Below are 23,793 nucleotides of genomic sequence, written 5' to 3' on the forward strand. Positions count from 1 at the left end.
CCCGCGGCGCTCATGCGGCGCGGGAGCCCTGGGCGCGCCGCGGGCCGCTCACGGCGCGGTAGAGCGCCTCGTACCTCCCCACCATCACGGCGCTGCTGAAGCGCTCGCGCGCGCGGCGCGCGCAGGCGGCGCGGTCGAAGCGCGCGAGCCCCGCCGCGAGCGCGGCGAGGCGCGCGGCGTCGCCCGGCGCGGCCAGGAAGCCCGTGATCCCCTCGTCGACGATCTCGGGGAAGGAGCCGCGGCGAAAGCCGAGCACCGGGGTGCCGCAGAGCATGGCCTCGATGGCGATCAGCCCGAACGGCTCCTCCCACTGGAGCGGGCAGAGGAGGGCGCGCGCCCCGCGCAGGAGCGCGACCTTGCGTTCGTGATCCATCTCCCCGAGCTCCGACGCGCCGCTCTCCCGGAGGCGCGGGGCGACCTCGCGAAGATAATAGAGATGATCCTTGGGGTGCGCGCGGCCGGCGAGCCTGAGCTGCATGCCCGCGGCCCTCGCGATGTCGAGGGCGAGGTGGGTCCCCTTCTCCTCGGCGTAGCGGCCGAGGTGCGCGAGGTAGCCCTCGTCGGAGAGGCTCGTCGGGTAGCGCGCCGGCGCGACGCCGTGATGGATCACGCACGAGCGCGGGAGCGCGATCTCGAGGGAGCGCTGCCGCTCGCTGATGGCCACGTACGCGACCTCCGGGTGCTGCGCGTAGATGCGCGAGCTCTCGACGCACGACGCGTGGTGCAGGGTGTGCACGGCCGGGACGCGGAGGAAGCGGGTGAACGGGACGGCGATCGGGCTGTTCAGGTGGACCAGGTCGAACCTGTCCTCCCGCGCGATCTCCGACACGGCCCACGCGACGTGGTTGACCTCGTCCTCCGGCGTAGGGGGCCAACACGGGCTCGCGTAGAGCGACCGGCGACGGCAGGCGACCGACGAATCGCCCGTCGCGAAGAGCGTCACCTCGTGTCCGCGCGCCGACAGCCCCTCGGCGAGCTCGTAACAGAACAGCTCGGTCCCTCCGTATCCGGAGGGCGGCACCCGGATGAACGGGGTGGAGATGATCGCGACTCGCATGCTCGTTGCTCCTCGATCGCCGCGTCGCTGCGTCGCTGCGTCGCCGCGCCGCAACCGGGGCGTCATGCTCGACCCCCGCCCGAGGCGGAGCGCATGCCGGCGGATCGACGCATCAACGAGCATGCCAGCAGGTGGATCCCGCCACCCCGGCGAGGGAGCGCGCGGGAGCGGCCGCTGCTGCGAGCCAGCAGGGCCGCCGCGGTCAGCGCGGGTTCGGCCCCGCGGCGGGCTGCGCGGCGCGCTTTCAACGGGCGTCCCGTGCGTCTAGGATGGCCGCCCGCTCGTCCCTGCCGCGGGGCAGCGCAGGCGGCGTCGACGGCCTGCGCGCCCAGCCCAACCTGCAACCAGGTGTGTTCATGACTTGGAGATCGAATCGATACGGATCCGCGCTCGCGCTGAGCATTTCGCTGGTGGCCACCTCGGGCTGCGAGCTGATCACGATGCCCGATCGCAGCCTGATCGGCGACGGCGGGAGCGGCGAGCAAGGGGGCGCAGGAGGACTTGGCGGAGCCGGCGGCTCCGGCGGCAATGACGGCGGCGGGGGCGGCGACGGCGGCTCCGGCGGCAATGACGGCGGCGGGGGCGGCGACGGCGGCTCCGGCGGCAATGACGGCGGCGGGGGTGGCGACGGCGGATCCGGCGGCGGCGACGGCGGCTCCGGCGGTGGCAACGGTGGCTCCGGCGGTGGCAACGGCGGCTCCGGCGGCGGCGACGGTGGCTCCGGCGGTGGCAACGGTGGCTCCGGCGGTGGCAACGGTGGCTCCGGCGGCGGCGACGGTGGCTCCGGCGGCGGCGACGGCGGCGCCGGGAATGGCAACGGCGGATCCGGCGGAGTCGGTGGCATTGGGGGTGACGGCGGCGAGGGTGGAGTCGGCGGCGGAGCCGGCGGGTCCGGCGGCAGCGGCGGCGGCGACACCTGCACCGTCGACGCGGATTGCGCCGAGCCCGCGAGCGAGTGCGCGATCGCGAGGTGCGTCGACGGCGGGTGCGTCACCGAGCCCGTGGCCGCAGGGACACCGGCGGAGAAGCAGATGGCCGGCGACTGCAGCGAGCGCGTCTGCGACGATGGCGGCGCGGTCGTGGAGGTCGACGACGACGACGACGTGCCCAACGACCGCAGCGAGTGCACGATCGACGCCTGCCGCGACGGCTCCCCGGTCCACGAGCCGAAGGCGGTCGGCACCGCGTGCACCCTGGGCGACGGCGGGCTGTGCAACGCCGCCGGGACCTGCGTGGAGTGCCTGGTCCACACGGACTGCCCGTCCCAGGTGTGCCTCGATTACGTGTGCCAGACGCCCACGTGCGAGGACGGCCGCCTCAACGGCGACGAGGGCGGCATCGACTGCGGCGGCTCCGCGTGCCCGCCGTGCGGGCCGCCGGCCCAGGTGACCTCGGTCGATTACCCGGTCATCGCCGTCGGAGGCGCGCTCGTGCTCACCGGCACGGGGTTCACCGGAGCGACGGAGGTGACCGTGAGCTACGCGACGCAACCCTTCAGGGTCGACTCCGACACGCGGATCACGATCCCCGCGCTCTCGGGCGCGACGCCGATCGGCCCGGGGGACATCGTGGTGAGCCGCCCGGGCGCGCGGCGCACGTCGTTCCGGGTGACGGTGCTCCGGCTCCAGATCAACGAGCTCGACGCCGACACGCCGGACGTCGACGCGCTCGAGTTCGTCGAGATCAGCACGGGCTGGCGGTCCACGAGCCTCGCCGGCTACACGCTCGTGTTCTTCAACGGGTCCGCCGACGACGCCTCCTACCGGGCGATCGAGCTCAACGCCACGACCGACCGATTCGGCCTCCTGCTCGTCGGCAACAGCGGCGTCATGCCGGCGCCCGCCCTCGTCTTCCCGAACGACACCCTGCAGAACGGCGCGGACGCGGTCGCCCTGTACCAGGGGCTGCCCGCGGACTTCCCCTCGGGCACGCCGGCCACCAGCGCGCGCCTGCTCGATGCCCTGGTCTACGACACGAACGACGCCGACGACGAGGAGCTCTTGGACGCGCTGATCTCCAGCGATCCGGAGGCCCCGGAGCGCGTTCAGGTCAACGAGGGTGCGACGGCCGCGCCGGCGACGCAGTCCATCCAGCGCTGCGCCGACGGCGCCCGCGACGGCCGCCGCTTCGTGACGGCCGCGCCCACCCCGGGCCGTGACAACGCCTGCCCCTGATCCCGGCGCGCGCGCGGCCCTCCGGGCCGCGCCGCCGCCCCACGCCAGCCCGATCCTCAGCGCTCCAGGTAGATCTCGAAATCCTCGATGAGCACGGCGAGCTCGTAGCGCTCGTCGATGAGCCCCGCGAGCGCAGGGAACCCGTCCAGCGTGTCGCGCGAGTCGAGCGCGTCGCCGGTCACCGAGGGGAAGACGTCGCGGCGCTCGACCACGATCGCCGCCGGCGGGCTCGCGACGAGGTCGCGCATCAGCGCGTCGCGCGCCTCCTGCCGGGCCCACGCCGCGCGCTGCGGGACGTTGTAGAGGTAACGCGTCGCCGGCGCGCGATCGGCGAGGTCGTAGATCACCGGCTCGAAGCCCCACACGAGCACGGGCCGCCCCGGCGCGACGCGATCGCGCAGCCACGCCGCGACCGCGCGGTTCGCCGCGGCGTTGACGTCGGCCACCGAGGCGAGGCGGTCGAGGCGGCCCTGGTCCCGCGCGCCCGCGGCGAGCAGCGCGAGCCGCTCGGCGCAGCGATCGAGGTACCCGTCGGCCACGTCCTTCGTCGCGGAGCGGGCGAAGGCGGCCGCGACGAGCGCCGCGACGAGCGCGGCGGCCGCCCGCGCGCCGCGCTGGACGCAGCGCTGCCACGCCTTCCAGAGGCCGAGCGCGGCGAGCATCGCGGTGAGCGGCCAGGTCGCGCCGTAATGGTACGGGAAGAACTTCGCCTGCATCACCACGCCGACGAGGTGCATGGCGATCACGCCCGCGAACAGCGCCACGCCCGCGCGCTCGCGGCGATCGGGGTGCAGCGCGAGCAGGCACGCGAGGCCGAGCGCGATCGGGCCGGAGTACCCGACGAGCCACTCGCTGACGCCGTGCCACGCCATCTCGAGCACGCCCACGCCGCGCCACCCGAGCGCGGTGTAATGCGGCGTGAAGACGAAGAGGACCTCCCACAGGTCGCCGAGCGCCCCCTGCGCGGCGAACCATGCGACGCAGGCGAGCACGGGGAGCACGCCGCCGAGCGCGACGAGCAGGGCGGGCCGGAGCGCCGCCCAGACGAGCGCGGCCGCGGAGGAGCGCGCGGGCGCGCCCGGAAGAGGGCGCGCCGGCTCGCCCTCGATCGCGGGCCGGACGGCCGCGGCGCTCGCCGAGCCGCGCCGCGCGAGCGCCACGCCGCGCCGCGCGAGCTCGGCGAGGGCGGGCGCGGCCAGCGCGACGGCGAGCACGACGCCGCCGCCGGCGAGCGGCGGCTTGAGGAGGCCGGCGGCGCCGAAGAGCGCGCCCGACGCGACCAGCGCGGCGGCGCGCGGCGCGCCGGCGGCGCGGCCCCGCGGCGCGGCCACGAGCAGGGCGGCGACGGTGAGCATGCCGCCGAACGACTCGGGCTGCGCCGTGTGCCAGAAATCGAGCTGGGCGTGCACGAGCACGGCGAGCGCGGCGGCGACGATCCCGATCCGGCGATCGCCGAAGGCGCGGCCGGCGAGCGACGTCATCGCGAGGCACATGCCGGCGAGGCCGGCGACCTCGAGGGCGCGGACGCCCCACTGCGCCGGGCCGAAGAGCGCGCGCGCGAGCGCGTAGATCAAGAAGATACCCGGCGGCTTGAAGTCGAACGCGTCGCGGTACGGCATGCCGCCGTCGAGCACCGCCCGCGCGACCATGGCGTAGATGCCCTGATCGCGGCCGTAGCCGTAGGTCAGGATCTGCAGCAGCAGGAACGCGATCGCGCCGAGCGAGACCGCGCAGATCGCCCGCGCCCCCGCGACGCGCGCCGGCCCGGCGTCGGGGCGCTCCCGCGCGATCTCGGTCGAGGCGGCCCGGGGACGAGGGACCGCGGTCACATCCGGCGCGGCGTCACGCACCGCGCCCTTTTACCGGCTCGGGCGCGCCAGCGTCTACGTGCGTCGACGTGCGATTCCACGTACGATTCCAGCCCTCCTGCGCCGGGCGTGTCGGCGAGCGCGGCGCGCCGTCGCCGAGCCGGCCCAGGCAGCGGCGGGTGAATCACGAAAAGGATGCGCAGCGGACGAACACTGTGTCGTTGCTCTCGAAGGGCGGGCGGCGTATACGACCGTGCCGCCTTGCCCCGAGAAACGGGCGCTCACGGCGGCGCGCGTTGGAGGAGCGAGAAGCGATGGTCGATGTTCGCATGCCACAGCTCGGCGAGAGCGTGCTCGAGGGGACCGTCTCGAGGTGGCTCGTGCGCGAGGGCGATTTCGTCAAGCGCGAGCAGCCGCTGCTCGAGGTTGCGACCGACAAGGCAGACACGGAGATCCCGGCGCCGACCGCCGGTCGCGTCACGCGGATCGCGGCGGCCGAGGGATCCGTCGTCGCCAAGGAGGGTCTGCTCTGCCAGATCGACGAGGCTGCGTCGGAGGCGCAGGGCGCAGCCGAGCAGCGCCCGCAGGCCGCGGCCGCGGCCAGCTCCCCGGCGCCGGCGCCCGCGCCCGCTCCGGGCAGCAACGGGCATGACGAGAGCGCCCGTCCGCTGTCGAGCCCGTCGACGAAGAAGCTGGCGCTCGAGGCGGGCGTCGATCTACGCGGCGTGCAGGGGACCGGCGAGCACGGCCGGATCACCCGCGACGACGTGATGCGCGCGGCCCACGGCGCGGCGGCCGAGCCGGCGCCGCCGGCGAGCGCGGCGCCCCCGCCCGCGGTCGCGGCGAGCCAGGCGGCCGAGCTGTCGCAGCTCATCCAGTCGAGCGGCGGGTTCGTGCCGCCGGTGCCCGGCGTCGGGTACGGCGCGTACAAGGTGCCGCCCTACACGCCCAGGCCGGGCGACAAGGTGGTGCCCTTCAGCCGGCGCCGCCGCATCACCGCCGACCACATGGTCTATTCCAAGGTGACCTCCCCGCACGTGGTGACGGTCGCCGAGGTCGACCTGCACGAGACGTCGAAGCTGCGCGACGCGCACAAGGACGAGTTCAAGAAGGCGGGTGTGTCGCTGACGTTCCTGTCCTTCATCTGCGCCGCGGCCGTCCGCGCGCTGCGCGAGCACCCGGAGTTCAACGCGCGCGTGCTCGAGAACTCGTACGTGGTGCTGCGCGACGTCAACCTCGGCGTGGCGGTGGACACGCCTGGCGGCCTCATCGTCCCGAGCATCAAGCACGCGGACGAGCTGTCGCTGCGCGGCATCGCGCGGAGCATCGACGAGCTGGCCGGGCGGGCGAAGTCGGGCAAGATCACCGCCGACGACCTGGCGAACACGACCTTCACGGTCTCCAACCCCGGCCTCAAGGGCAACCTGTTCGGCGGCGCGATCATCTCACAGCCGAACGTCGGCATCCTGCGGATGGGGGAGATCAAGAAGCGCGTCGTGGTGGTCACGAAGGACAAGGAGGACTCGATCGCGATCCATCCGGTCATGTTCCTCGCGCTGTCCTACGACCATCGCATCATCGACGGGGTGCTGGCGAACTCGTTCCTCTGGCGGGTCACCGACATCCTTTCACGCGGGGAGTTCGAGGTATGAGCGTGAAGAACGACGTGAAGGGGCTGCGGCCGCTGAGCGAGGTCGATCCGGAGATCGCCGAGCTGATCCGCCTGGAGGAGCGCCGCGAGGCGGACACGCTCCGGCTGATCGCCAGCGAGAACTACGTGTCTCGGGCGGTGCTCGAGGCGACCGGCTCGGTGCTGACGAACAAGTACTCCGAGGGCTACCCGCACAAGCGGTATTACGAGGGCCAGCAACAGATCGACGTGGTCGAGGAGCTCGCGCGCACGCGGGTGGCCAAGCTGTTCGGGGCCGACCACGTGAACGTGCAGCCCTACTCCGGGAGCCCGGCCAACCTGGCCGTCTACCTCGCGTTCGCGCAGGCGAACGACACGATCATGGGCCTCGGCCTGCCCGCGGGCGGGCACCTGACCCACGGCTGGTCGGTGAGCATCACCGGGAAGTACTTCAAGAGCGTCCCGTACGGGGTGCGCGAGAGCGATCACCGCATCGACATGGACCAGGTCCGCGACCTGGCGCGCGCCCACCGGCCGAAGCTCATCTGGTGCGGGACGACGGCGTACCCGCGCACGCTCGACTTCGCCGCGTTCCGGTCGATCGCCGACGAGGTCGGGGCGATCCTGGCGGCGGACATCGCGCACATCGCGGGGCTCGTGGCCGGCGGGGTGCACCCGTCGCCGGTGGGCATCGCCGACGTGGTGACGTCGACGACGCACAAGACGTTCCGGGGCCCGCGCGGCGCGATGATCCTCTGCAAGAAGGAGCACGCGAGCGCGATCGACAAGGCGGTGTTCCCGGGCCTCCAGGGCGGGCCGCACAACCACACGACCGCGGCCATCGCGGTCGCGGCGAAGGAGGCCTCGGAGGACGGGTTCCGGGCCTACGCGAAGCAGATCGTGGAGAACGCGCAGGCGCTCGGGCGCGCGCTGGAGTCGCGCGGCTTCCGGCTCATCACCGGCGGGACCGACAACCACCTGCTGCTGATCGACATGACCCCGAAGGGGATCGGCGGGAAGCCCTATGCGCAGGCGCTCGATCGCGCGGGCATCGTGGCCAACTACAACTCGATCCCGTTCGACCCGCGCAAGCCGTTCGATCCGTCGGGGCTCCGCATCGGCACGCCGGCGGTGACGTCGCGCGGCATGGGCGTCGCCGAGATGGAGCGCCTGGCGGCGTGGATGGATGACGTGGCGCAGAACATCAACGACGAGGCGCGCATCGCGCGCATCGCCGCCGAGGTCGCGGAGCTCTGCCGCGGCTTCCCGGCGCCCGGGATCCGCGTCTAACACCGATCGACGGAGCGAGCCCCCGAGGACGCCCGGAGAGAGCTCTCCCGGCGTCCTCGGCGCTTTCGGGGCGTCACTTCACGGCGAGCCCCGAGGACGTCCGGAGAGAGCTCTCCCGGCGTCCTCGGCGCTTTCGGGGCGTCACTTCACGTAGAGCTGCGCGGCGGCCACGCCCGAGCCGGCGGTGGCCTTGACGATGTACTTGGCGTTGATGCCCACGGGCAGCGACCAGCGGTAGCAATTGCCCCGGCCGCCGAGCGCGGCGTTCGCGCCGGTCAGGTTGTCCTGCGCCAGCACCGACGAGCCCATCGGGATGGGGGTCAGCGCGACGAGGCTGATGTCGAGCTCGGTGATCCCCGCGCCGACGCCGAGGATCGTGTAGCACTTGCCGGGCATCAGCTGGATCTGCTGCTCGAGGGTCTGTCCGGCGCTGAACTGGCCCGCGATCGGCCCGCCCTCCTTCGTCATGCCCGGCGCCTCGGTCGCGGCGAGGTTGTTCAGCGGGATGGTCGCGGCAGTGGCGAAGTTCGGGTCGATCGGCGACGCGCTGCCGGAGCTGCTCCCGCCGCCGCTCGGGGCGGGCTGCTGGCCGCCGGTCTGCTGGCCGCCGGTCTGGCCGGGGAACGGGAACGGCCACGGGAAGCCGCCGGGCTGCGCCGAGGTCGTCGGGGCGGGCTGCGTCGGCGCCGGCTGCGTCGGCGCCGGCTGCGTCGGCGCCGGCTGCGTCGGCGCCGGCTGCTGATAGCCGGGCTGCTGGTAGCCGGGCTGCTGATAGCCGGGTTGCTGATAACCGGGCTGCTGATAGCCGGGCTGCTGGTAGCCAGGCTGCTGGTAGCCGGGCTGCTGGTAGTAGCCGGGCGGGGGCTGGTTCGCGTAGCTCGGCGGCGGGGAGGCCTCTCGCTGTTGACAACCAGCAGCGAGGGCGGCGGTGAGGACCATGGCTGGCAGGACGCCCAACGTACGGAGCAAAAGAACCTCCTCGAATTCCGGCAGAACGCCGCGTTCAATCTCACTGACGGGCTCGCGACGCAACGGGTCGCTCGCGGGAGCTCCGCGGAGCGAGCCCCGAGGCCCGATCCATCGGGCTTCAGGGCCGTTCGCCGGATGTCGCTTTGGACGGGTCACGCCCTGGCTTTCATCGCGCCGGCCCGGCGGATTGATGCTGCTTCTGCCATGATTTCCAGCGTCACCGCCGCCGGGCTCGGCTGGCCGGGGCCCAAAAAGTGAGGTAGCCTACGTCATGACCGACCAAGGCTCCCGTGCGAAGCTCGATCGTCCCGGAGAGTTTTCGCGGTGGTTCCTGGAACGAGAGATGCTGGCGAGCGCCGGCATGGGGATCGCGGCCGACAGGGCGCGGCTGCACCTCGGGCGCGCGGTCACCTTCCTGGAGCAGGGGATGCTGCGCGAGTCGCTGGCGGAGGCGAACTCGGCCGCGTACCTCGACGACGCGATCCGGCCCGAGGCGCTCCTCGTCGCGCGCATGTGCGTCCTGCGCGAGCTCGTGGGCGGGTCCGGCTGAGCGGCGCGAGGGGCGCACGAGCAGGGCCGCCGCCGCGGGCGCGCCTGCGCTGGCCCGCCCGGGCGGACGCGCCTCGCTCGTAGCCCCCGGCCTCCTTCGGGTGTATGAGCGCCCGCGAGCGCAGCTGTCCGAACGAGGAGCCGCGGCGTGCGGCAGGGCTGTGCGCGAGGAGGCCGCAGATGACGGTGACGGGTAGGTCGTTGGGTTCAGCAGTGCTCTTGGCTCTCTCGGCGGCAGCGCTGGGCTGCGGCGGCGGCAGCAAGGAGTCGGAGTTCGCGGACGAGCCCCCGGACGCGGGGGCGCTGCCGCCCCCGCAGCCGACGGTGTCCGCCCCGCCCCCGGACACCGGCCTGCCCCCGGTCGCGGTGCCCACGGCGGCGCCCTGCGATGGAGTCCAGTCGCTGGCGATGACCACCATGTTCCAGGGCCGCGCCTCCGGCGAGGCGCCGAAGATGCAGCCGGAAGGGGCGCCGGTGTGCAACGTGGTCCCCGAGGGGCAGACGGCGTCGGGGCAGACCTTCATGCTCCAACCGGGCTATTGCTACACGTTCCTGGCGCAGGCGCTCCCCACCGTCACCGAGGTCGATCTCCAGCTGGAGCTCGATCTCAACGCCGGAGGTCAGCCGGGGCTCGCCGCGCTCAACCTGAAACCGGTGCTCGCGGTCGACTCGGACACCGGCCCGACAGCCGCCATCGGCGCCAAGCAGAGCTGCTACCAATGGCCGTTCCCCCTGCCGGCGACGGTGAAGCTGGTCGTCAAGGCGCGCACCGGCTCGGGTCCGGTGGCGGCGCAGGCCTACAGCCGCAAGAAATGACGTAGCGGCGGCGCGGGCGGCGCGGGCCGCCCCGCGCCGCCCGGCCCCGGGAGCCGGCGTCCGGCCGGCGCGCGGGGAGGCCCCGCCCCCGCCACGAACCCGAAGGGGGCCGGCGCGGGGCCATGGAGCAAGAACGGCCACGTCGCCGTGGCCGCCCTGCGCTCCGCTGGGAGATCCGGTTGCCTAGAGGAGCGCGTCCTTGATGGCCTTGATCGGCCGAGCGCGGACGGACTTGCTCGCCGGCTTCGCGGCGAAGGTCATCGGCTGCTTGGTAAACGGGTTGATCCCCTGGCGCGCCTTCGTCGCAGGGCGCTTGACCACCCGGAACTTCGCAAAGCCGGGGAGCGTGAACACGCCCGACTTCTTCAGCTCGCGATGACCGATCGAGATGAGGGACTCGAGAACGTTCTTCACCTGCTTGCGGCTCAGCTCATCACCGGCAGCTTCGGTGATGGCCTGGATCAGGCCGCTCTTGCTCAACGTCTTCTTCGCGCCGCCCCCGGCCGTCTTCTTAGTTGCCATGGCACTCTCCTCGGACATGAGCTCGCGCGCGACACCTCGCCGCGCACAGCCTTAGTGAACCTTACACACGACTCAGGACAAAAAAAGACAAAAATGCGGGGAGAAATCGCGATTTCTGAGAACGGGCATCGCGCGGACCCCTGAAAGGCCGCGCCGGAGCGGCGCGCCTGAGGGGGAACGCGCCGCCGGGAGGGCCGGCGGCGCGGCGCCGCCGCGGGCCGGAGAGAGGCACGAAAGCCGCAAAATACCGCTGGAATCGGGCGCGCCGGCGCGCGCCGCGGCCGCCGCGCCGCCTGGGGCGGCCGCGAGGGCGGCCGCCGCGACCGGGGCATACCTGACGAGACGCGCGGGAGGGGGGTTTAGCCGGCGCGCAGCTCGTCGAGGAGCGCCCGGGCCGCCTCGAGCGACCCGTCCTCGGAGACGGACTTGTCGAGCATCAGGCGCGCTTTGCGGCGGTCGCCGGCGGCGAGCGCCATCGCCCCGAGGTGGTAATAGGCGAGCGCGCGCGCGGCGAGCGTGGTGCCGCCCTCGCCGGGCTCGGGGGCAATCTTCATCAGGGTGACCGCGCGGTAGGCGCGCGCGGCGATGTCCTGCTCCCCCAGCCCGAGCGCGCTCTCGCCGAGCGCCATGGCGAGCTCGCCGTTCTGAGGGTCGTTCTCGAGCGCCCTCGAGAGCGCGGTGAGCGACTCGCGCGGATTCCCCTCGGCGTCCTCGATCCGCGCGAGGCGGTGGTAGACGGCGCCGAGGAGCCGCGAGCGGCGCCCCTTGCTGGCGACGATGAGCTCCGAGGTGACCGCCCGCGCCTCCTTGGGGCTGCCCGCGGCCGTCAGGGCGTCGACGAGCAGGAGGGCGACCTCCTGGTCCTCCGGGCGGAGGGAGCGCGCCTCCCGGAGCACCGGGGCCGCCTGCGCCGCGTCGCCGACCTCGAGGAGCAGGCGGCCGGCCTTGACGAGCAACGCGAAGCGGCCGGCCACGTCGGAGGCGGCCGCCGCCTCCTCCAGCGTGATCGCGGCGAGCTCGCGGCTCGCGCCGATCTCGGCGTAGAGCGCGCGCAGGCGATCGCGGATCTCGGCGTTGCCGGGCGCGGCGCGGCGCGCGCGCTCGAGCCCGCCGCGGGCGTCGCTCAGGTGGCCGGCGCGCGCGCAGGCGCCGGCCAGGCGGAGCGCGGTGGCGACGAGCGCGTCGCCCTCCTCGAGCGCGATGAGCCGGCGGTAGACGGCGCTCGCGGCGTCCCACCGCTCGGCCGATTCTTCGAGGCCGGCGAGCGCCTTGAGCGCCGCGCGATCCTTGGAGTCGGCGTGGAGCAGGTCGCCGAGGTGGGCGCGCGCGCGCTCGAGATCGCCGGAGCGCGCGAGGATCTCGGCGAGGCGCAGCCGGAGCGCGCGGGGCGAGGCGGCCCCCGCCGCCTCCGGCGCGGGCTCGGACGGCGCGGGCTCGGCCTCGGCGGGCCGCGCCGCCGCGCGCGCGAGCGCCCGCTCGAGCTCGGCGACGAGCTCGCGCGCGTACTCGGCGCCGCCGAGCGCGTAGGCGCGCTCGAGATCGCCGAGCGCGCGGTCGTCCTGCCCGAGCGCCCCGTGGACCTCGGCCCGCGCGCGGTAGAGCCACGGGTCGTCCGGGCTCGCCTCGAGCGTCGCCGTGAGCGCGCGGGCCGCGCGGGCGTGGTCGGACGACGCGCCGCACGCGTCGATGAGCGCGAGCAGGACGTCGCGATCCCCGGGGGCGATGCCGAGGGCGCGCTCGAGGAGCTCGGCCGCGGCCGCGGCGTCGCCCGCGCGGTCGCGGAGGATCTCGGCGGCGCGGCAGAGCGACGCGACGCGCGCCTCGTCGGCGCCGGCGACGCGCGCGGTGAGCACGTGCAGCTCGGCGAGCGCGTGCCAGGCCTCGCGGGCCGCGTAGCGCGACGCGAGCTCCTCGCGGAGCCGGTCGCTCGCGGGGCAGACCGCGTAGCCGGCCTTGAGGGCGGCCTCGGCGGCGGCGTCGTCGCCGCGCGCGCCGTGCAGCTCCGAGAGCTCCAGCGCGATCTGCGCCGCCTCGTCGGCCTGCTCGATGCGCAGGAGCTTCTCGAGCGCGTCGGCGAGATCGTCCGCGCTGTCGCGCTTGCGGCTGAGGCGCACGAGGGCGCGCAGGACGTCGCGGTTCGTGGCGTCCCAGTCGACGGCCCCGAGGTAGACGTCGCGCGCGCCGCGATCGTCGCCGCGCTGCTCGAGGAGGGCGCCGAGGCGCATCGAGATCGACGCGATCGAGGCGACGTCCGCGCGGTCCTTCGCGGCGTCGAGCTGCAGCGCGAAGAGCTCGCCGAGCTCCTCGGTGCGGCCGGCCTCCTCGAGCATCGTGGCGAGGAGGATGGCGGCCTCCACCTGGGTCGGGTCCTCGTCGAGGATGTCGCGGAGCAGGAGCGCCGCCTGGGCCGGCGACTCCCGCGCGAGGAGGCGCGCGCGCTCCAGGCGCAGCGCGCAGCGCTCGGAGAGGTCGTCGACGAGGGGGACGGTCTCCTCGAGCAGCGTCGAGAGGCGCGCGGCGTCGCCGCTCCGGCGGTACACGCCGGCGAGCGGCATCCAGATCTCGCGCTCGGCGGGCTCGCGGGCGCGGAGCTCCTCGTAGAGGCGCGCGGCGCGGGCGAGGTCGTCGAGCGGACCCGCGGCGAGCTCCGCGGCGTGCAGGAGCAGCGCGCGCTCGTCCTCGGGCGCCGAGGCGCGCGCGGCGCGCTCGCTCAGCCACGCGGCGGCCGCGAGATCGCCGGCCTCCTCGCGGAGCTCGGCCAGCGCGACGAGCGCCCACGCGGCGCCGGGCGGGTCGGACGAGGGCGCCGCGCCGGCGCCGACGATGCGCAGCAGGATCGACTCGGCCAGCTCGCGGTCGCCGAGCGCGCGGGCGGTGCGGACCGCCTCTTCGAGGACGCCCGGGCCCTCGATCTCGGCGAGCAGGAGCAGCGCGTCCACGAGGGCGCGCGGGCGCCCGCTCTGCCGGGCGAGGCGCTCGAAGAGGCGGATCGCGCGCGGGTTCCTCGGATCCGCGCGGAGCGCGTCCCGCAGGATCGCCTCGGCGCGGTCCGGATCGGCGGAGAGCTCGAGCGCCTCCTCGAGGAGGGAGATCGCTGGATCGACCTCGGCCGGGTCCGACGCGAGCAGCGCGGCCAGGCGGTACCGCGGCTCGGCGCGGTCCGGGCGGCCCGCGGGGGCGGCCTGCGCGTCGTCCGCGCGCGGGTCAGCGGCGCGCGCGGCGTCGGCGTGGGCGATGCGCTTGCGGAGGACGTCGGCCTGCGCCAGGCGGTCGCCGAGGCGCTCGTAGATGGCCCCGAGGGAGCGCCACAGCTGCTCGAGGTCGGCGCCCACCTCGCGCCCGGCCGAGGGCCCGCCGGCCGCGATCTTCGCCTCGGCGCGGCGGTAGACGGCCGCGGCGCGCTCCTGGCCGTCCGGCGCGAGCTCGAGGGCGCGGGCGAAGCGGAGCAGGAGCGCGACCTCGTGCGGCTCGGAGGCCGCCCGCGCGCAGAGCCGCTCGACGAGCTCGAGGTACCGGTGCGTCTGGCCGAGACGGCGCGCGAGCTCGAGGGCGGCGTCGTGGGCGGGGCCGGCGCCCGGCGCGAGATCCAGGGCGCGCAGGCGGGCCGCGAGCGCGGGCTCGGGGCGATCGAGCGGCCCCTCGTAGAGCGACGCGAGCTCGCCGAGCGCGGCGGCGGCGTCCTCGGCGGGCTCGAGGGCCGGGCCGGCGAGCCGCGCCTCGAGCGCGCGGGCGAGCAGGTCGTGGCGCCCGCGGGCGCGCAGCGCGGCGAGGAGCTTCTCGTGCTCGGCGTCGCTCTCGCGCGCCGCCTCGAAGGCGGACTCGACGTACTCGATCTCGCGATCGGACGCGCCCTGCCGCCGCGCGATCTCGCCGAGCGCGAGGAGGACCTCGGCCCGGCTGAACGAGGTCGCCGTCGGGAGGGCCACGCTGGAGCGCGTCGGCGGCATCGTGCTCCGCCGCGCGCCGGCGAACCCCTCGCCGCCCTCGTCGCGGGGCCGGCGCGCGACGAGCAGCAGTGCGCGGTAGGCGCGGTGCGCGCGCTCGAGCTGGCCGTCCTCGAGGGCGAGGCCGGCGAGGCCGTGGAGCGCGTCCGGGTGCGCGGGGTCGACGCGCAGCGCGAGGTCGAACTCCGCCATCGCGCGGGCGCGGTCGCCCGCGGCGAGGGCGACGCGGGCGAGCTCGTAGTGGACGAACGCGCGCTCCTTCGGGCGGCGGCTGCCGAAGTCGGCGACGATCGCGCGCAGGGCCGCGGTCGCGTCGTCGGTCCTGCCCGCGGCGGAGAGGGCGCGGCTCCGCGCGAGGCGCAGCGAGAGGTCGTCGGGGGCGAGGACGATGGCGTCGTCGAACAGCGGGATCGCGGCGGCCGGCGCGCTCGCGCGCGTGAGGTAGAGATCCGCGGCCTCGCGGAGGAGCGAGAGCCGGGCCGGCGCCTCGTCGGCGCGCGCGGCGTCGCCGGCGATGAGCTCGGCCAGCGAGCCCCACGCGCCCGAGGCGCGGTAGAGGTACGCGAGCCGCTCGCGGAGCGGCGCGGGTTGGGCGGCGCGCGGCGCCGCTCGCTCGAGGGCGGCGCGGGCGCGATCGGGCTCGCCGGCGGCGAGGTACGCGTCCGCGAGGCGCAGCGCGGCCTGGTGGAGCTCCTCGGCCGGCGCGCCCGCGCAGAGCCGCTCGAGCGCCTCGGCGGCCGCCGCGTGCTCGCCGCGGCGCGCGAGCAGCCGGGCGAGGGCGTCGAGCGCCTCGACCGAGCCGATCTCCGCGGCGCGGCCGTAGCTCGCGATCGCGCGCTCGGGCTCGTTGAGCTCGTGCTCGGCGAGGGACGCCGCCTGGAGCCAGAGCTCGGCCGCCGCCGGCCCGGCGCCCTCCGCCTCGCGCGCGGACGCCTGCTCCTCGCGGAGCAGCATGAGCTCGCGGTGCAGCCCGCCCGCCTCAAGCAGCGCGGCGAGCTTGTCGATCGACGCGGCGTGCCCCGGGCGCTCGGCGAGGTTCTTGCGGAGCAGCGCGATCGCGTCGGCGGCGCGCGGGGTCTCCGCGAGGAGCTCGGCGGCGTCGTACCGGAGCGCGACGCGGCGCTCGGCGTCGCCCGAGACCTCGATCTGCCGCTCGCGCAGGCGCACGAGCTCCTCGTACCGGGAGGCCTCCCGGAGGAGCGCCGCGAGGCTCTCGCCGACCGGCTCGTCCGCCGGATCGTCGTCGAAGAGCCCGCCGTAGAGGGCGATCGCCTCCTCGGGCTCCGCCGCCTCGGCCGCGGTCCGCAGGAGCCGGCGCTGCTCGCTCGACGCGAGCGGGAGCGCGGCGCCGCGCCGGCAGAGCGCGACGATCTGCGGCCTGTCGCCGGCGTCCGCGAGCATGGCGACGAGCGCGTCGATCGCCCAGAGCGCGGCGCGCGACGGGGGCCACGCGCCGGGGACCGGAGGCTGCCCCTCCTCGTCGCCGAGGCGCCGCACGGCGATCTCGAGGAGCTCCGCGGCGATGTCGCGGGCCCGGGCGGCGTCGCCCGCGTCGCGCGCGGTCTCGACGGCCTCGCGGTAGAGGGCGAGGTCGTGCCCGGTCGACGCCGCGAGCCGGAGCAGGGTCGGGACGAGCGAGGGCCCGCGCCGGTGCCGCAGGAGCTCCGCGAGATCGAGCAGGATGGCGCTGTTCGTGGGGTCGTGGAGGAGCGCCCGCTCGAACGCGCGCTCGGCCGCGTCGGCGTCGGCGCGCGCGTCGCGGTGCCAGCGGCCGACGCGGAAGGTGAGGTCGCGGAGCGTGGCAGGAGGCACGTCGCCGCGGCGCTCGAGCTCGGGGAGCGCGTCGGCGATCGTGTGCCAGCGGCCCGCGAGGTCGGTGAGCCGCAGGAGGCCCTCGGGCTGCCCCTCGCCGGGCGACAGGAGGAACGCGCGGAAGGCGAGCTCGAAGGCGCCCTCCCGGTCGCCGCCGCGCTCCTCGAGCAGCGCCGCGGAGGCCTTCAGGATGGCGACCCGCTCGACGTCCGTCTCGGCGGCGGCGAGCCGCGGCTCGAGCAGCGCGACCTCGGCGCGCCAGTCGTCCGCGGCGGCGCAGATCTCGAGCAGCGCGCCCACCGCGGCGACCAGCGCGCGGCGGTGCTCGGTCGACGCCGGATCGACGCGGCGGAGCAGCTCTTCGAGCCCCGCGCGCGCCGTGGACGACCCGCGCGCGGTCCCCTCCCCGCCCTCGCCACCCTCGCCGCGCTCGCCGCGCGCGGCCCGCTCGGCCTCGTGCGCGCGGCGGTAGCCCTCGACGGCGCGCTCCCACGCGAGCGTTCGATCGCGGTGCGCGTCGCCGAGGCGGCGGAAGAGCTCCGCGCTGCGCGCCGCGCCGGCCCCGCCGGGGAGCGCGCGGGCCGCGGACGCCTCGACCTCGAGCAGCGCGACGAGGTCGCCCCAGCGCTCGGCGCGCGTGTAGAGCGCGGCGAGCGCGTCCCCGCTCTCGGGATCGGGCGCGAGCTCCTCGCGGATGCGGCGCCAGGTGGCGATCGCCTGCTCTGCGTCGCCGAGCTCGCGCTCGAAGAGCCGCGCGACCCGCCCGAGATCGCGCCGGCCGCCCGCGCCGCCGCGCACGGCCGCGCGGCGCTCCAGCACGGCCGTGAGCTCCCGGTAGCGCCCGCCCTCCTCGAGGATGGCGGCGAGCCCGTCGAGCGCCTCGAGGTCCTGCCGATCGTCGGCGAGGCGCGCCGAGTACGCGGCGATCGCCCGCGCCTCGTCGTGGAGCCGCGACCCGGCGAGCCGCGCGAGCTCGCCGAGGGCCTCGCGCCGCGCCGCCGGGTCGGCCTCGAGCGCGGCGAGCGTGTCGAGCACGTCGCACCGCTCGGCGACGCGGTCGCCCTCGGCGAAGAGCCGGTCGAGCGCGCGGGCCGCGTCGCGCGCGGCCGCGGCGTCGCCGTGGCGCTCGGCCAGCGAGAAGAGCCGGCGGAAGAGCGCGATCGCGCCGTCCGCGTCGCGGAGCCGGTCGCGGCGGAGGAGCGCGGCGTCGCGGACGAGCGCGAGCGCCTGCTGCGGGCCCTCGGCGCGCGGCTCGGCCGCGGCGAGGACCTCGGCCAGGCGGTCGTGCCGGCCGAGCCGCTCGGCGAGCTCGGCGAGCTCGGCGCGATCGCCGGGGTCCGACGGCCTGAGCTCGATGAGCTCGGCGAGCCGCGCGAACGCGCCCGGCTCGTCGCCGAGGGCGTCGCGGCGGAGCCGCACGATCTCGCGCAAGAGCGCCGGGCGGTCGTCCACGTCGGCGCCCTCGATCTGGATCTCCAGCACGCGCACGAGGTCCTCCGGCCGCCCCTCCTCGCGGTAGCGCCGCGCGAGCAGGACGGCCGACCGCTGCCGCGCCGCGCGCGCGGCGAGCGCGCCCGCCTCGCCGGCGGGCGCCTCCTCGGGCGGGATCGCCGCGAGGACGCGCTCGAGCAGCGCGAAGGCGGCGCCGGGCGCGCCGGGCGCGCGGGACGAGAGCCACGCGTCGAGGAGCTGCTCGATCACGGGGAGCGCCGACGCGGCGTCGCCGACCCCCTCGATCCAGAGGAGCGCGACGCGCTCGCGGAGCCGCTCCGCGGCCTCGCCGGAGAGCCTCGGCAGCTCGGCCGTCAGGAGATCGATGAGCGGCCGATGCCTGCCGTGGCGCTCGTAGAGCCGCTCGAGCGCGGCGCGGGTGCGCGCGTCGTCCTGGAGCGGCAGGAGCTGCTCGAGGTAGCGCATCGTGCGCTCGCCGTCGCCCGCGAGATCGCGCGCCACGGCCGCGGCGTCCTCCAGGAGGAAGATGCGCTCGTCGGGCGCCGAGGTGCGATCGAGCATCGCGTCGTAGAGCGCGAAGAGGTCCTCCCAGCGCTCGGCCGCGTTGTAGGCGAGCTTCAGCCGCTCGAAGCCCCAGAGCGAGCCCGGCACGAGCTCCACGAGCCGGCGGAGCAGCGCGAGGGCGGCCTCCGGCGCGTCGAACCACTCCTCGTGGTGCTCGACGGCGCGCCGGCCGATCTCCTCGACGACGTCGGGCGGGAGCGCCGCGCCCGCGTCGCCGAGCGCCGCGGCGTGCGCGGCCGCGACGCGCTCGGGCTGCTTCGCCCGGCGGCCGAGCTCCTCGAGCCGATCCCAGAGGTCGAGCTCGCCCGGCAGCTCGGAGACCGCGCGCAGGGCGACCTCGAGGCCCCGCGCGGCGTCGCCCTCGTGGAGATCGAGCAGGCGCTCGAACCAGCCGCGGCGGACGGCGGCGCGCTGCGCGGACGCCAGGCTGCCCCCGTCCAGCGCTGCGCGCGGCGCGCCCGGCGCGGCGCTCGCCTCCGACGGCGGGCGCGGCGCGGGCGAGCTCGCGAGCAGCGTCTCGAGCAGCGCGACGCGCGCCTCGGGGTCGTCGAGCGCGTCACACGCCCGCTCGAGCAAGAGCGCGGCGCGCGCCTGCGTCTCGGGCCGCCCCAGCGCGCACTCGGCGATCTCGAGCACCGCGGGCTCGACGATCCCGGCCTCGATCGCGGGCGCGACGGCGTCGAGCGCCTCCGCCGGCCGATCCAGCCGATCGAGCAGGAGCGTCGCGAGCTCGACGTCGAGCGCCACGCGCGCGCTGCCCTCGCTGCGATCGCGGCGCATCGCGAGCACCTCCGCCGCGCCCTCGTCGTCGCCGAGCTCGGCGAGGAGGCGCCCCCGCGCCGCGAGCGCGTCGTCGTTCTCGGGATCCGCCTCGAGCAGCCGGGCGTAGAGCGCCGCGGCCGCCGCGCGCTCGCCGATCTCCTCCTCCCACGCGGCCCACGCGGCGAGCGCCCGCTGGCGCTCGCCCTCGCGCGAGCGCTCCATGAGGAGCGTGAAGAGCCAGCGCCGGTCCACGCGGCGCGCGAGCGTGTCCGGGCTCTGCGCGAGGAACGCGCGGAACGCCTCCAGCGCGGCGGGATCGAGCGCGCCCTGCGCGGCGTCGCCGCCCTCGGGCGGCGAGAGCAGCCGCCGGTAGACGGACGCGGCGTCGTCCTGCCGGTCGGGATCGGCGGCGAGCACCCGCGCGAGCGCGGCGTCGATCGCGCGGAGCCGGGCCGCGGCCGGCTTGCCGGCGGGCGCGCTCCGCTCCCCCTCGCTCCCCTCCCCCTCGCCCCTCATGCGATCGCGGAGCTCGAGCGCGGCGTCGACGAAGCGCGACGTCGCGCGCGCCCGGATCGCCGCGTCCTCGAGCGCCGCGAGCGCGGCGAGCGCCTCGTCGTCGCCCTCCGCGGTGTCGAGCAGGACCTCGCAGACCGCGGCGAGCCGCTCCCAGGCCCCCTGCCCGCGGTAGAGCGCGGCGAGGCGCCCGGCGGCGTCACGGTGCTTCGGCGCGACGGAGAGCACGCGCTCGTAGAGCTTCTGCGCCCGCTCCGGATCCGCGATCGGCCCCTCGGCGAGCGCGGCGGCGCGCAGCCAGGCCGCCACCGCGGCGTCGAGATCGCCCGGGGCGGCGTCCGCGCCGGACGCGCCGCCGATCCCGAACGCCGACAGCTCGCCGAGCCGCTCCAGCCAGAGCGCCTCGTCCTGCGGATCGCCCGAGGCGGCGACCCGCCGCTCGAGCACCTCGCGGAGCAGCGCCGCGTCGCCGGCCGACAGCGCGAGCGCCTCCATCGCGGAGAGCGCCGCGTCGGAGAGCGCCGCGCCGCCCGACAGGATCGCGCGGTAATGCGCGACCGCGCTCGGCACCTTCCCGCCCTTCGCCGCCGCCTCGGCCATGCGCAGCTCGCGCCCGACGCGCTCGTCGGGCGGGGCGCTCGGGAGCCGCTCGGCCAGCGCGTCGTAGAGCGCGTCCCACGCGCCGCCCGCCGCGTACGTCTCCAGGAGCGCCTCGTACGCAGCGTCGTCGCCCGGGTCGTCCTCGATCGCGGCGCGGTACGTCTCGGCCGCCCCGGCGAGGTCGCCGACGTCGCGGCGCTGGATCGTGCCGATCGCGTGCAGGAGCTCGCGCCGCCGCGCGGGCGGGCACGGCTGCGCGAGCGCCTCGCGGTAGAGGGCGAGCCGCTCCTCGGGGCTGCCCTGCTCGCGCAGGAGCGCGTCCACCCGCGCGATGAGCTCGCGCGACGACGGCTCGAAGGCGAGCGCCCGCCGGTAGAGCGCGAGCGCCTGCGTCACGTCGCCGCTCGCGAGCAGCGCCTCGCCCGCCCGCCGCGCGAGGTGCGACAGCGGCGCGCTGTCCACCGCGCGCTCCCCGAGCGCGCCGGCGAGCGTCGGCGCGCGCCGCGCGGACTCGCTTCCGTGCTCGGTCAGCCGCTCGACCTCGGCGACCCACCGGGCGATGCGCTCCGGCGCGGACGCGGTCGCGATCGAGAGCCCGCGCGCCGCCAGGTCGAGCGCCTTCTTCGGGTCCCGGAGCTCGCGCTCGGCGACCGCGGCCGCCTCCTCGAGCGCAGCGAGCCGGCCCGACGCGTCGGCCGGCGCCGGCGCGGCCGCGCCCGGGGCCCACGCGACGGGCGCGATCTCCGCCCGGGTCTCGAGCACGCGCACGAGGAGCTGCGCCGCGCCGTCCCCGCGCGCGATCGGCTCCAGCACCGCGCAGGCCGCGAGCCGCTGCTCGTCGGTCAAGACGAGGTGGGCGCTCTGCCGCGACGGGGTGGGCTCCGCCCCGCCGGCGCCGCTCGCCGGGGGCGGGCCGAGCATCTTCTCGACCGCGAGCCGGCTCGGTCGATCCGTCGGATCGAGCGCGAGCGCCTCGCGGTACGCGGCGATCGCGCCGGCCGGATCGTCGAGCCGCGCCATGCGGATCGCGCCGATGCGGGCGAGGACCGAGGCGCGCTCCTGCCCGGCCGCGAGCTCGGCCTCGGCCTCGAGGAGCGCCTCGAGCTCGGCCCAGCGCCGCTCCTGCTCGAGCAGCGGGAGGAGCCGCGCGTGCGCCTCGCGCGACGGCCCGAACGCCGCGAGGTAGCGGCGCCAGGCGGCGATGGCGGCCGGCAGGTCGGCGAGCCGGGTGCGCAGCTCGGCCGCGCGGAAGGCGAGGTCCCGCGCCGCGCGGCGGTCCGCCTCGGCCTCGGCGCGCCGCTCGAGGACCCACGCGAGCCCCTCGTGCGCGGCGGTGGCCTCGTACAGCCGCTCGAGCGCGGCGAGGGCGCGCGCCTCGCGCGAGGAGCCCGCCTCCGCGAGCTTGCGGTACGCCGCGATCGCGCCCGCCGGGTCGTTGAGCTCCTCCTCGTAGAGGCGCGCGAGCCGCTCCGCCGCGGCCTCGCGCGCCTCGGCCTCCGGCTCGGCCTCGGCGAGCCGCTCGAGCGCGCCGGCGAGCCCGCGCGCGTCGCGCTCGCGCTCGCAGAGCTTCGCGAGCCCGCGGGCCGCGCGCCGCACGGCCGCGGCGTCGGGCTCGCCGTCGAGCGCCTGCTGGAACGCCGCGCGCGCCTTCCGGACGTCCCCGAGGCCCTCGTACAGCTCGCCGAGGTCGGCGGCGATGTGCGCCCGGAGCGGCTTGTCCTTGGCGCCGGACGCCGCGCGTACGAGCACGCGCGCCGCGTCGGCGCGGCGGTCGAGCACCGACGCGAGCTGGAGGAAGCGGTCGCGCACGGCCTCGTCCGAGGGGTCGACCGCGAGGATCTGCTCCGACAGCGCGAACGCCGCCGCGAGGTCGCCGAGCCTCTGGAACTGCAGCTCGACGAGCCGCTTCTGCACCTCGACGCGGCGCGGCCCGCGGAGGTTCTCGATCTGGAGGGCCATCATCCGCGCCGCTTCCTGCGGCCTCCCGCGGCGCGCGTGGGCGGCCTCGAGCGCCGCGGCGGCGCGCACGACGGCCGTCTTGCGCCCGAGCAGGGCCTCCGCCGCCCGGTAGGCGGCCTCGTGGCTCGGGTTCAGCGCGAGCACCTCCTCGACGTGCGGCAGGGCTCGCTCGATCTCCTTGAGCGGACCGCTGTAGAGGTCGATGAGCCGCGAGCGGATCTCGAGCGCGTCGGCCGGCGGCGGCTCCGTGGTGAGCGCCGGCTCGAGCATCCTCGCGATCTCCTGGAGCCGCCCGGCGCGCGCGTAGCGCTCCTCGAGCGCCCAGCGCGCCGAGGCGTCGCCGGGGTCGATCCGGAGGATCTGCTGGAGCAGCTTGACCGCGCGCTCCTCCTCCTTTCCGCTGACCTCGACGAGCGCGAAGGCGCGGCGGAGCAGCGCGAGCTGCTCGGCGCGCTCCGCGCGGTAGCCCGCGGCGAGGGCGTAGAGGTCCGCGAGCTTCGGCGGCTCGTTCGCCTCCACGAGGATGCGCTCGAGGCGCAGGAAGGCCTCCGGGTGCGAGGGCAGGACGGAGAGCGCGCGCTCGAGGTAGGGGCGAGCGCCGCCGGGGTCGCTGAAGAAGTCGGCGAGGAACTCGGCGGCGTGGACGAGGACCTCGGCCTGGGCGGCCTGCGGGAGCATCCCGAAGCGCCGCTCGCTGGCGAAGCGCTCGTACGCGAACGCGAGCTCGGAGAACCTGTCGTGGCGCGCAGCGGACTCGTGGAGCTTCGCCCACAGCTCGGGGTGCGGGCTCCCCTTCGCCGCGGCGGCCACGAGCACGTCGAGCGCGGCCGCTTCGTTGTCGATCCCCTGCTCGAGCGCGGCTTCGAGGTTATCGATACGGAAAGAGACGCGCGCGCCCTTCGTGTCCTGCTGCATGTTGGATCCGGACCTCGGCTGGCGATGGGGCAGCAGGCCGGCGTGCCGGCGCTGCCCGCGAACCTGCGCCCGCAGTGCGCTGCGGAGCGTCGCCCAAGGTAACAGGAGCGTTTCCCAAATGGGCTCGGCGATCGGGGGCCCGGCGACGGCGGTGGAGAATGGCCCGGGCAGTGGCGCTGAGATGCGGTGAGGCGGGTGGGGCCGACCGCGCCTGCTCCGGCCGGCGGGCGCGACGGCAAGGCGCCTGCGCGCCGGCCCCTCGTCGGCGCGGCCTGAAGCGCGCCGACGGCGGGCGCGCGCTCGGGGTGGTGCGTTGTCCGCTCACCGGCGCTCGGGTAGGCGCATCGCCTCCGTCTCGCCACCTCGGGCGCCGGCGCCGCCCGGCCGAGCGGCGATCGCGCCCGCCGCCCAGCGCTGCTGTTTGCGTCGGTGTCGCCCGCCCAACTCCCTCCTTCGA

General features: G+C 76.3%; 10 protein-coding genes. 5 read left to right on the forward strand and 5 right to left on the reverse strand.

Annotated features, from left to right (window positions below; genetic code table 11):
• Window positions 1-10: 10 nt before the first annotated feature.
• Window positions 11-1,057: a glycosyltransferase family 4 protein gene (locus tag NQZ70_RS39745; protein WP_129578880.1), complete on the reverse strand. Its 1,047-nt coding sequence runs from the start codon at window positions 1,055-1,057 to the stop codon at window positions 11-13.
• A 410-nt stretch (window positions 1,058-1,467) separates the two neighbouring features.
• On the opposite strand from NQZ70_RS39745, the gene NQZ70_RS39750 reads away from it, so the two are divergent.
• Complete coding sequence (locus NQZ70_RS39750) at window positions 1,468-3,231, forward strand: hypothetical protein (RefSeq protein WP_237244463.1); 1,764 nt, start codon at window positions 1,468-1,470, stop codon at window positions 3,229-3,231.
• A 56-nt stretch (window positions 3,232-3,287) separates the two neighbouring features.
• Here NQZ70_RS39750 and NQZ70_RS39755 read toward each other — a convergent pair whose 3' ends face one another.
• Entirely contained in the window at window positions 3,288-5,081 is a 1,794-nt protein-coding gene (locus NQZ70_RS39755; protein WP_129578881.1) for a glycosyltransferase family 39 protein, read from the reverse strand.
• A 272-nt stretch (window positions 5,082-5,353) separates the two neighbouring features.
• Here NQZ70_RS39755 and NQZ70_RS39760 point away from each other — a divergent pair, with 272 nt between their 5' ends.
• Window positions 5,354-6,691, forward strand: coding sequence for a dihydrolipoamide acetyltransferase family protein (locus NQZ70_RS39760; RefSeq protein ID WP_272826511.1), 1,338 nt, complete (start codon window positions 5,354-5,356; stop codon window positions 6,689-6,691).
• Complete coding sequence (glyA, locus tag NQZ70_RS39765; protein WP_129578882.1) at window positions 6,688-7,959, forward strand: serine hydroxymethyltransferase; 1,272 nt, start codon at window positions 6,688-6,690, stop codon at window positions 7,957-7,959. Before NQZ70_RS39760 ends, glyA begins: the two co-directional genes overlap by 4 nt.
• Window positions 7,960-8,100: 141 nt before the next feature.
• Here the strand turns inward: glyA and NQZ70_RS39770 are convergent, their stop codons facing one another.
• Entirely contained in the window at window positions 8,101-8,928 is an 828-nt protein-coding gene (locus tag NQZ70_RS39770; RefSeq protein WP_237244465.1) for a hypothetical protein, read from the reverse strand.
• Window positions 8,929-9,199: 271 nt separating this feature from the next.
• Between NQZ70_RS39770 and NQZ70_RS39775 the strand changes: the two genes are divergently transcribed.
• Together NQZ70_RS39775 and NQZ70_RS39780 are read left to right on the forward strand one after the other, a co-directional pair.
• Complete coding sequence (locus NQZ70_RS39775) at window positions 9,200-9,478, forward strand: hypothetical protein (protein ID WP_129578883.1); 279 nt, start codon at window positions 9,200-9,202, stop codon at window positions 9,476-9,478.
• A 179-nt stretch (window positions 9,479-9,657) separates the two neighbouring features.
• Window positions 9,658-10,293, forward strand: a complete 636-nt coding sequence (locus NQZ70_RS39780; RefSeq protein WP_129578884.1) for a hypothetical protein — start codon at window positions 9,658-9,660, stop codon at window positions 10,291-10,293.
• Between the two features lie 183 nt (window positions 10,294-10,476).
• Here NQZ70_RS39780 and NQZ70_RS39785 read toward each other — a convergent pair whose 3' ends face one another.
• Both NQZ70_RS39785 and NQZ70_RS39790 read right to left on the reverse strand, forming a co-directional pair.
• Window positions 10,477-10,815 (reverse strand): HU family DNA-binding protein, encoded by a 339-nt coding sequence (locus NQZ70_RS39785; protein WP_129578885.1) that lies wholly within the window; start codon window positions 10,813-10,815, stop codon window positions 10,477-10,479.
• A gap of 359 nt (window positions 10,816-11,174) precedes the next feature.
• The gene (locus tag NQZ70_RS39790; RefSeq protein ID WP_272826514.1) at window positions 11,175-23,336 is read right to left on the reverse strand and encodes a tetratricopeptide repeat protein; all 12,162 of its coding nucleotides are present in this window, start codon (window positions 23,334-23,336) and stop codon (window positions 11,175-11,177) included.
• Window positions 23,337-23,793: the final 457 nt, after the last annotated feature.

The sequence above is a fragment of the Sorangium sp. So ce836 genome, assembly GCF_028553905.1.
GTDB lineage: Bacteria > Myxococcota_A > Polyangia > Polyangiales > Polyangiaceae > Sorangium > Sorangium cellulosum_D.